Below are 8,379 nucleotides of genomic sequence, written 5' to 3' on the forward strand. Positions count from 1 at the left end.
CAATGTACGCAGCAAGCCGTGAGGCACTCGCTCATACGCGGTCCGCACTGCAGTCCGCCTTGGGCTCGGGTGCCGAGACTGCCGCTGCGGCTCAGGCCGGCTCGGAACTGCTCTCGGTGGTCGAGGCGCTCGACAGCCAGCGAACCCTTCGCGGTGCGCTGGCCGACGCCTCGGCCCCCGCGGCCATTCGCGAGACGTTGGCCGAGCAGGTCTTCGGGAGCAAGGTTTCGGCCCCAGCTCTCGCGACCGTGAAAGCCGCGGTGGGCCAGGACTGGTCGGCGCAATCCGATCTGACCAACTCGCTCGTGCAGCTCGGTCGTGAGTCCCTGCTCAAGGCAGCAGCGAACCAGGACCAGCTCGACACCGTCGAGGACGAGCTCTTCCGGCTCGGCCGCATTGTGGCGGGCAACGGCGAACTCGAGCAGGCGCTTTCCGACCGGAACACGTCTGTGGACGCGAAGCGCGAGCTCCTGTCGCGACTGCTCTACGGCAAGTCGACGGCAATCACCTCGACTCTCGCCGTGCATGCGGTGGGTCGCCTGAAAGCGTCCCCGGCCGACACGTTCGACGAGTTGTCGGCACTTGCGGCAACCCAGCGCGACCGGGCCGTGGCCCATGTGCGCAGCGCGGCCGCTCTCAACGAGGAGCAGTCGAGCCGGCTTGCCGCGACGCTGACTCGCGTCTACGGGAAGCCTGTGACGGTACACGTCGAGGTCGATCCCGAGCTTCTCAGTGGATTGGTCGTCCGGGTGGGCGACGAGGTCATCGACGGTACGGCGGCGGGGCGACTCGCAGCAGTGCGCAAGAGCCTCACGTAGTCCACTTCCGAACACACACATAGATCTTTTCGAAGACCAGATACCGAGAGCAGGAAGAACATGGCGGAGCTGACGATCTCCTCCGACGAGATCCGTAGCGCGATTGACAATTACACCGCGAGCTACTCCCCGGAGGCCTCCCGCGAGGAGGTCGGCGTCGTCGTCGATACCAGTGACGGCATCGCGCACATCAGCGGTCTGCCGTCGGCGATGGCCAACGAGCTGCTGGAGTTCCCCGGTGGCGTGCTCGGCGTGGCCCTCAACCTCGAGGCAACCGAAATCGGTGCCGTGATCCTTGGTGACTACCAGGGCATCGCGGAAGGCCAGGAAGTCAAGCGGACCGGCGACGTGCTGTCGGTGCCGGTGAGCGACAACTTCCTCGGACGCGTCGTGAACCCGCTCGGTCAGCCGATCGACGGCCTCGGCGACATCGAAGCCGACGAGACCCGCGCCCTCGAGCTGCAGGCCGCGTCGGTGCTGGAGCGCCAGCCCGTCGAGGAGCCGCTCCAGACCGGGATCAAGGCCATCGACGCGATGACCCCGATCGGCCGTGGACAGCGTCAGCTCGTCATCGGCGACCGCAAGACGGGCAAGACCGCCGTCTGCATCGACGCGATCCTGAACCAGAAAGCGAACTGGGAGACGGGCGACCCGAAGCAGCAGGTCCGCTGCATCTACGTCGCTATCGGTCAGAAGGGTTCGACCATCGCGGGCGTCAAGCAGGCCCTCGAGGAGAACGGCGCGATGGAATACACCACCATCGTCGCGGCTCCGGCATCCGACTCGGCCGGCTTCAAGTGGCTCGCTCCCTACACCGGTTCGGCTCTCGGCCAGCACTGGATGTACCAGGGCAAGCACGTCCTCGTGGTGTTCGACGACCTCACCAAGCAGGCCGAGGCCTACCGTGCCATCTCTCTGCTGCTCCGTCGCCCGCCGGGACGTGAGGCATACCCCGGCGACGTCTTCTACCTGCACTCGCGTCTGCTCGAGCGCTCCGCCAAGCTGTCCGACGAACTCGGTGGCGGCTCGCTGACGGCTCTGCCGATCATCGAGACCAAGGCGAACGACGTCTCGGCATACATCCCGACCAACGTCATCTCCATCACCGACGGCCAGGTCTTCCTCGAGTCCGACCTCTTCAACAAGGGCGTCCGTCCGGCGATCAACGTCGGTATCTCGGTCTCCCGTGTCGGTGGTGCCGCACAGACCAAGGGCATGAAGAAGGTCTCCGGCTCGCTGCGTCTCGAGCTCGCGCAGTTCCGTGAGCTCGAAGGCTTCGCGGCCTTCGCATCCGACCTCGACGCTGCGTCCAAGGCTCAGCTCGAGCGCGGCCAGCGACTGGTCGAGCTGCTCAAGCAGGACCAGTACTCGCCGATCGCTGTCGAGGATCAGATCGTGTCGATCTACCTCGCCGGTGAAGGTGTCTTCGACTCCGTCCCGGTCGCCGACATCCGTCGCTTCGAGGCAGAGCTTCTCGAGGACCTGCACCGCAACGCCGCAGGCGCCTACGAGCAGATCGCCGGTGGCAAGGCACTGACCGACGAGTCGGCCGATGCCTTCAGGGCCGCGACCGACAAGTTCAAGGAAGGCTTCATCGCCTCCGACGGCAGCCGCGTCGTGAACGATCCCGAGGCAGAGGCGCTCGGAGCCGACGAGGTCGAGCAGGAGCAGGTCTCCATCAAACGCACCTCCGTCCGCAAGTGAGCGTGGAGACCATGACCCAGCGTCCAGTGAAGGGAGTGTGATCGACGAATGGCGAACTTGCGTGAGCTCCGCTCGCGGATCAAGTCGGTCAACTCGACCAAGAAGATCACCAAGGCGCAGGAACTGATCGCGACGTCGCGCATCACGAAGGCTCAGGCCCGAGTGGCAGCATCCAAGCCGTACGCCGAGGAGATCACCAAGGTCCTCTCGGAACTGGCGAGCGCGTCCGCGTCGTTGGATCACCCCCTGCTCAACGAGCGCGAGAACCCGAAGCGTGCCGCAGTGCTGGTCGTGACCAGCGACCGCGGTATGGCGGGTGGTTACAACTCCAACGTCCTCAAGGAGGCGGAGGAGCTTCGCCAGCTGCTGATCAGTGAGGGCAAAGAGCCCGTGCTGTATGTGCTGGGCGGTAAAGGTTTGGCGTTCTACACGTTCCGCGAGCGTCCTGTCGCGGGTGCGTGGACCGGGTTCTCGCAGGAGCCCCGGTACACCGACGCTGCGAAGGCAAGCCGTCACCTGGTCGAGCTGTTCATGGCCGGTTCCGGTTCCGAGGTTCCCGCTCCCAATGGAGAAGGCACCATCGAGGGCGTCGACGAGCTCCATATCGTCTACACCCGGTTCGTGTCCATGTTGACCCAGACCCCCGAGGTGCGTCGCATGGCGCCTCTCGAGGTGAGCGTCACCGAGGACGAGATCGAACTGGGCGAAGACATGCTCACCGACGGTCATCGCAGTTCCGGACCTCAGCCCGACTACAACTTCGAGCCCGAAGCGGGGACGCTCCTTGCCGCGCTTCTGCCGAAGTACATCAGCACGCGGATCTTCGCGTCGCTGCTGGACGCAGCCGCGTCGGAGTCGGCTGCCCGTCGTACCGCGATGAAGGCCGCAACCGACAACGCCACGGAACTGGTGAACACCCTCAGCCGTCAGGCGAACCAGGCCCGCCAGGCCCAGATCACCCAGGAAATCAGCGAGATCGTCGGCGGTGCCGGTGCGCTCGCCTCGAGTGCAGGAAGTGACTGAACCACAATGACCGCAGCAGTTACCGACAACAACGCCGGTGCGGCGTCGGCCCTGGCCGGGCGCGTCGTCCGCGTCATCGGCGCCGTCGTCGACGTGGAATTCCCGCGTGGCGCCGTACCCGAGCTGTTCAACGCCCTGAACGCAGAGGTCACTCTGGCGTCCGTGGCGAAGACCCTGACCCTCGAGGTCGCGCAGCACCTGGGTGACAACCTGGTCCGCACGATCTCCATGCAGCCGACCGACGGTCTGGTGCGCGGCGCAGCCGTCACCGACTCCGGTCGCCCGATTTCCGTGCCCGTCGGCGACGTCGTCAAGGGCCACGTGTTCAACGCCCTCGGCGACTGCCTCGACACCCCGGGCCTCGGTCGCGATGGCGAGCAGTGGGGCATCCACCGCAAGCCGCCGGCCTTCGATCAGCTCGAGGGCAAGACCGAGATCCTCGAGACCGGAATCAAGGTCATCGACCTGCTGACCCCGTACGTCAAGGGCGGCAAGATCGGTCTGTTCGGTGGTGCCGGTGTCGGCAAGACCGTTCTGATCCAGGAGATGATCACCCGTATCGCCCGTGAGTTCTCCGGTACGTCGGTGTTCGCCGGCGTCGGTGAGCGCACCCGTGAGGGCACCGACCTCCACCTCGAAATGGAAGAGATGGGCGTCCTCCAGGACACCGCCCTTGTCTTCGGCCAGATGGACGAGCCGCCGGGAACGCGTATGCGCGTCGCCCTGTCCGCACTGACCATGGCGGAGTACTTCCGCGATGTTCAGGGCCAGGACGTCCTGCTGTTCATCGACAACATCTTCCGTTTCACCCAGGCCGGTTCCGAGGTGTCGACCCTTCTCGGTCGTATGCCTTCCGCCGTGGGTTACCAGCCGACGCTGGCGGACGAGATGGGTGAGCTCCAGGAGCGCATCACCTCGACCCGTGGCCGCTCGATCACCTCGCTGCAGGCGATCTACGTCCCCGCCGACGACTACACCGACCCTGCGCCCGCAACCACGTTCGCGCACCTCGATGCGACCACCGAGCTCTCGCGTCCGATTTCGCAGATGGGTATCTACCCTGCTGTGGACCCGCTGACGTCGACCTCGCGCATCCTGGAGCCGGGCATCGTCGGCGCGGATCACTTCCGCGTCGCCAACGAGGTCAAGCGGATCCTGCAGAAGTACAAGGAACTGCAGGACATCATTGCCATCCTCGGTATGGACGAGCTCTCCGAAGAGGACAAGGTCACGGTCAACCGTGCCCGTCGCCTTCAGAAGTTCCTCGGCCAGAACTTCATCGTCGCCGAGAAGTTCACCGGTCAGCCGGGCTCCGTCGTGCCGCTGGCCGACACCATCGAGGCATTCGACCGCGTCTGCAAGGGCGAGTTCGATCACCTGCCCGAGCAGGCGTTCAACAGCTGCGGTGGACTCGACGATGTCGAGGCCGCAGCCAAGAAGATCGCCGGGAAGTAGGCCGCGATGGCTGAAATGACCGTGGACGTCGTCGCTGTCGAGGAGCGCCTGTGGTCCGGCGCGGCGACGCTGGTCACCGCCCAGACCACCGAAGGCGAAATCGGCGTCATGGCCGGTCACGAACCGGTCCTCGGCCAACTCGTCGAGGGCGGCGTCGTGTCGATCAAGACCGCGGACGGTGAGCGTATCGTCCTCGCGGTGCACGGCGGGTTCCTCTCGGTGACCGCGACGACCGTGACCGTGCTGGCGGAGTCCGCAGACCTCGTGGACTCGATCGATGTCGAGGCTGCCAAGGCGGTTCTGGCCGAGAGCCGGGACGAAGCCGAGATCGCGGTGGCCAAGGGCCGCCTGCGGGCCGTCGAGCGAGCTTGAGCTAGGCAACAGGAAAGCCGCGACGGAGCCGACGAGCAGTGTCAGTAGGAATGATCGTTCTCATCATCCTGGTGGTGCTGCTCGCGGCGTCCGTCGCGGCTTTTCTCTTTCGTTTCACGAAGCTTCGCAGTGGTGGTACCGCCGCAATCGTGCGGGTCATGCCTCGCGCTGATGGTGCCGGCTGGAGACACGGGATCATCCGCTACGGCGACAACACGCTCGTTTTCTACAAATTGTCGAGCATCAAACCCGGTCCGGACTCACGAATGAGTCGGCAGGGTATCGAGGTGCGATCTCGTCGCGCTCCCGAAGGGAGCGAATTCGACATCATGACCGACGACATCGTCATTCTCGAGATCGTCGACAACGCCGCCACCTACGAGGTGGCACTCGACAGCGGCGCACGCACCGCGTTCCTGTCCTGGCTCGAGTCCAGGCCTGACGAACGTTCGCAGCGCCGCCGTCTCGGTTGATCCGTCTCCCGTGAACAGACCCCCGTTACGCGCCTGCACCGGGCTTCCAGAGCACATCGCCGTCCGGGTTCGTGAGTCGGCTGAGGATGAACAGCAGATCCGACAACCGATTGAGGTACTTCGCAGGAAGCACGTTCGTGTCGTCGGGTGCAGCCTCGACGGCCGCCCAGGCAGAGCGCTCCGCACGGCGAGCAACGGTGCGCGCCGTATGTAGTAGCGCTGCTGCCGGTGTGCCGCCGGGCAGAATGAACGAGTTGAGCGGCTCGAGTTCTTCGTTGAATTCGTCGCACCAGTGTTCGAGCCGGTCGATGTACTCCTGGGTGATCCGCAGCGGTGGATACTTGGGGTCCTCGACGACGGGAGTGGACAGGTCGGCTCCTGCGTCGAACAGATCGTTCTGAATCTGCTGGATCACCGGAATCACCCGATCCGGAACAGACCCGAGCGCGAGCGCGACACCGAGCGCGGCGTTCGTCTCGTCGCAGTCGGCATACGCGATCAGCCGGGCATCGGTCTTCGAGACTCGCGAGAAGTCGCTGAGGCCCGTAGTTCCGTCGTCGCCGGTGCGGGTATAGATCCTTGTGAGGTGGACAGCCATGGCCGCCACGGTACCGGCTCCGGTGTACTCCGAGAGACCTGGTTACGCTGTGTCGTTGTGAGTGAACGCTTTCTTGTGACCGGCGGCAGCCGGCTGGTCGGTGACGTCTGTGTCGGCGGTGCCAAGAACAGTGTGCTCAAACTGATGGCAGCGGCCCTCCTGGCCGAGGGCACCAGCACGATCACGAATTGCCCCGACATCCTCGACGTCCCGCTGATGGCCGAGGTGCTGCGCGGACTCGGCTGCGAGGTCGTGCTCGAGGGTGACGAAGTGCGTATCACGACACCGGCGCAGCCCGAGTACCACGCCGATTTCGCTGCGGTACGGCAGTTCCGTGCCTCCGTGTGCGTTCTCGGCCCGTTGGTTGCGAGGTGCAGGCGCGCCGTCGTCGCGCTTCCCGGTGGTGACGCGATCGGTTCCCGTCCCCTCGACATGCACCAGACCGGACTTCGTCTTCTCGGTGCACAGAGCACGATCGAGCACGGATGCGTGGTGGCCGAGGCCGATGATCTTCACGGCGCTGCGATCCGCTTGGCGTTCCCGTCCGTGGGTGCGACCGAGAACATTCTCATGGCAGCCGTCCTGGCGAAGGGTGAGACCACGATCGACAACGCGGCCCGTGAGCCCGAGATCGTGGACCTGTGCAACATGCTGGTGCAGATGGGTGCTCGAATCACCGGTGCAGGAAGCACGACCCTTCGTATCGTCGGAGTGCCTTCGCTCGAGCCCGCGACCCACCGATGCATCGGAGACCGCATCGTCGCGGCGACGTGGGGGATCGCCGCTGTGATGACCAGGGGCGACATGACGGTCCGCGGAGTCAACCCGAAACACATCGCATTGGTACTCGAGAAGCTCCGCGGTGCGGGCGCCGAGGTGACACCGCATGCCGACGGCTTCCACGTAGTCCAGAAGGACAGGCCTCGCGCGGTCAACTTTGCCACCTTGCCGTATCCAGGGTTCCCGACAGACCTTCAGCCGATGGCCATCGGACTTGCCGCTGTCGCCGATGGAACGTCGATGATCACTGAGAACGTCTTCGAAGCCCGCTTCAGATTCGTCGAGGAAATGATCCGGCTCGGTGCGGACGCGCGCACGGACGGGCACCACGCAGTGGTGCGGGGTGTCGAAGAGTTGTCCAGCGCGCCGGTGTGGGCATCCGATATCCGTGCGGGAGCGGGGCTCGTTCTCGCCGGTCTGTGTGCCGACGGGGTTACCGAAGTCCACGACGTCTACCACATCGATCGCGGATACCCCAGGTTCGTGGAGATCCTGACCGAACTCGGCGGGACCATCGAGCGCGTCGGTAGCGGGGACTGACCTCGATGTCCTCCCGGCACTGAGTTCCCTGGCCTCCTCCGGTCAGGGGTGTGGCGCATTTCGGAGCGTTTCGCGGTGTGGGCGCGTGCGACACGGCACAGAGCATCGAAATCCAGTGCAGTATCCAGGGATTCATCCATCCGCAGCGCACCGCCGGCGCGCGCCGTACTGCTGTGCTGCACGTCACGAACGGTGCTCGTGCTGTGAACGGGCAGGTCTGGCCGGGATGACCAGCGGGAACGTCGATAGAAAATCCTTCTACCAGCTGATTTGGTAGTCTGTTCACAGTCGCGTAACTTATTCCAAGTCAGAGCGACACGGACACCGACCCGGACCGCAAGGTCAGGGACAACGAGGTTGGACGCAGGCGCCTGAAAGTTTCACCGGTCGTCAACCTTCTGGTAAGGTTGGAGGCCGCACCACTTCCCAAAGTGGTTGCGAGACCGAACAAGTAACCCCCGAGAGATCAGGCAGAAGCCTGGGATCAAAGGTGTGTGCGTGTTCTTTGAGAACTCAACAGTGTGCCGATGAATGTCAGTGCCAATATTGTTTTGGTGCGACCCCCACATTTTTGTGGGTGGTTGTTTTGCTGATCATCACATTCTTCCGTCTGTGG

The 8,379-nt window shown here is 64.6% G+C and carries 8 protein-coding genes; 7 read left to right on the forward strand and 1 reads right to left on the reverse strand.

Annotation, left to right across the window (positions count from 1 at the left end; translation table 11 throughout):
* Positions 1-2 precede the first annotated feature (2 nt).
* Genes Q7514_RS30945 through Q7514_RS30970 form a run of 6 tightly spaced genes read left to right on the forward strand, consistent with a single transcriptional unit; the run spans position 3 to position 5,845 of the window.
* Complete coding sequence (locus Q7514_RS30945) at positions 3-818, forward strand: F0F1 ATP synthase subunit delta (RefSeq protein WP_330137077.1); 816 nt, start codon at positions 3-5, stop codon at positions 816-818.
* Between the two features lie 60 nt (positions 819-878).
* Positions 879-2,522: a F0F1 ATP synthase subunit alpha gene (gene atpA / locus Q7514_RS30950; RefSeq protein WP_330137078.1), complete on the forward strand. Its 1,644-nt coding sequence runs from the start codon at positions 879-881 to the stop codon at positions 2,520-2,522.
* Between the two features lie 48 nt (positions 2,523-2,570).
* A complete protein-coding gene (locus Q7514_RS30955) occupies positions 2,571-3,545 on the forward strand; it encodes a F0F1 ATP synthase subunit gamma (RefSeq protein ID WP_054716113.1) in 975 nt (324 codons plus the stop codon).
* A gap of 6 nt (positions 3,546-3,551) precedes the next feature.
* On the forward strand, positions 3,552-5,000 hold the full coding sequence (atpD, locus tag Q7514_RS30960) for a F0F1 ATP synthase subunit beta (RefSeq protein WP_330137079.1): 1,449 nt from the start codon (positions 3,552-3,554) through the stop codon (positions 4,998-5,000).
* A gap of 6 nt (positions 5,001-5,006) precedes the next feature.
* Positions 5,007-5,372, forward strand: coding sequence for a F0F1 ATP synthase subunit epsilon (locus tag Q7514_RS30965; protein ID WP_330137080.1), 366 nt, complete (start codon positions 5,007-5,009; stop codon positions 5,370-5,372).
* A gap of 50 nt (positions 5,373-5,422) precedes the next feature.
* The gene (locus Q7514_RS30970; RefSeq protein ID WP_330137081.1) at positions 5,423-5,845 is read left to right on the forward strand and encodes a DUF2550 domain-containing protein; all 423 of its coding nucleotides are present in this window, start codon (positions 5,423-5,425) and stop codon (positions 5,843-5,845) included.
* 25 nt (positions 5,846-5,870) lie between these two features.
* On the opposite strand, the gene Q7514_RS30975 is transcribed toward Q7514_RS30970, so the two are convergent.
* Positions 5,871-6,443: a cob(I)yrinic acid a,c-diamide adenosyltransferase gene (locus tag Q7514_RS30975; protein WP_330137082.1), complete on the reverse strand. Its 573-nt coding sequence runs from the start codon at positions 6,441-6,443 to the stop codon at positions 5,871-5,873.
* A 57-nt stretch (positions 6,444-6,500) separates the two neighbouring features.
* Here Q7514_RS30975 and murA point away from each other — a divergent pair, with 57 nt between their 5' ends.
* Entirely contained in the window at positions 6,501-7,763 is a 1,263-nt protein-coding gene (gene murA, locus Q7514_RS30980) for a UDP-N-acetylglucosamine 1-carboxyvinyltransferase (protein WP_330137083.1), read from the forward strand.
* The last annotated feature ends 616 nt before the right edge of the window (positions 7,764-8,379 follow it).

The organism is Rhodococcus artemisiae (genome assembly GCF_036327795.1).
Lineage (GTDB): Bacteria > Actinomycetota > Actinomycetes > Mycobacteriales > Mycobacteriaceae > Rhodococcus > Rhodococcus artemisiae.

What these genes read in the sequence shown, in the direction of transcription:
- Q7514_RS30975 (WP_330137082.1), bottom strand. Translation starts at nt 6,443, where the DNA reads ATGGCTGTCCACCTCACAAGGATCTATACCCGCACCGGCGACGACGGA.
- Q7514_RS30970 (WP_330137081.1), top strand. Translation starts at nt 5,423, where the DNA reads ATGATCGTTCTCATCATCCTGGTGGTGCTGCTCGCGGCGTCCGTCGCG.
- Q7514_RS30965 (WP_330137080.1), top strand. Translation starts at nt 5,007, where the DNA reads ATGGCTGAAATGACCGTGGACGTCGTCGCTGTCGAGGAGCGCCTGTGG.
- atpD (WP_330137079.1), top strand. Translation starts at nt 3,552, where the DNA reads ATGACCGCAGCAGTTACCGACAACAACGCCGGTGCGGCGTCGGCCCTG.
- Q7514_RS30955 (WP_054716113.1), top strand. Translation starts at nt 2,571, where the DNA reads ATGGCGAACTTGCGTGAGCTCCGCTCGCGGATCAAGTCGGTCAACTCG.
- Q7514_RS30945 (WP_330137077.1), top strand. Translation starts at nt 3, where the DNA reads ATGTACGCAGCAAGCCGTGAGGCACTCGCTCATACGCGGTCCGCACTG.
- atpA (WP_330137078.1), top strand. Translation starts at nt 879, where the DNA reads ATGGCGGAGCTGACGATCTCCTCCGACGAGATCCGTAGCGCGATTGAC.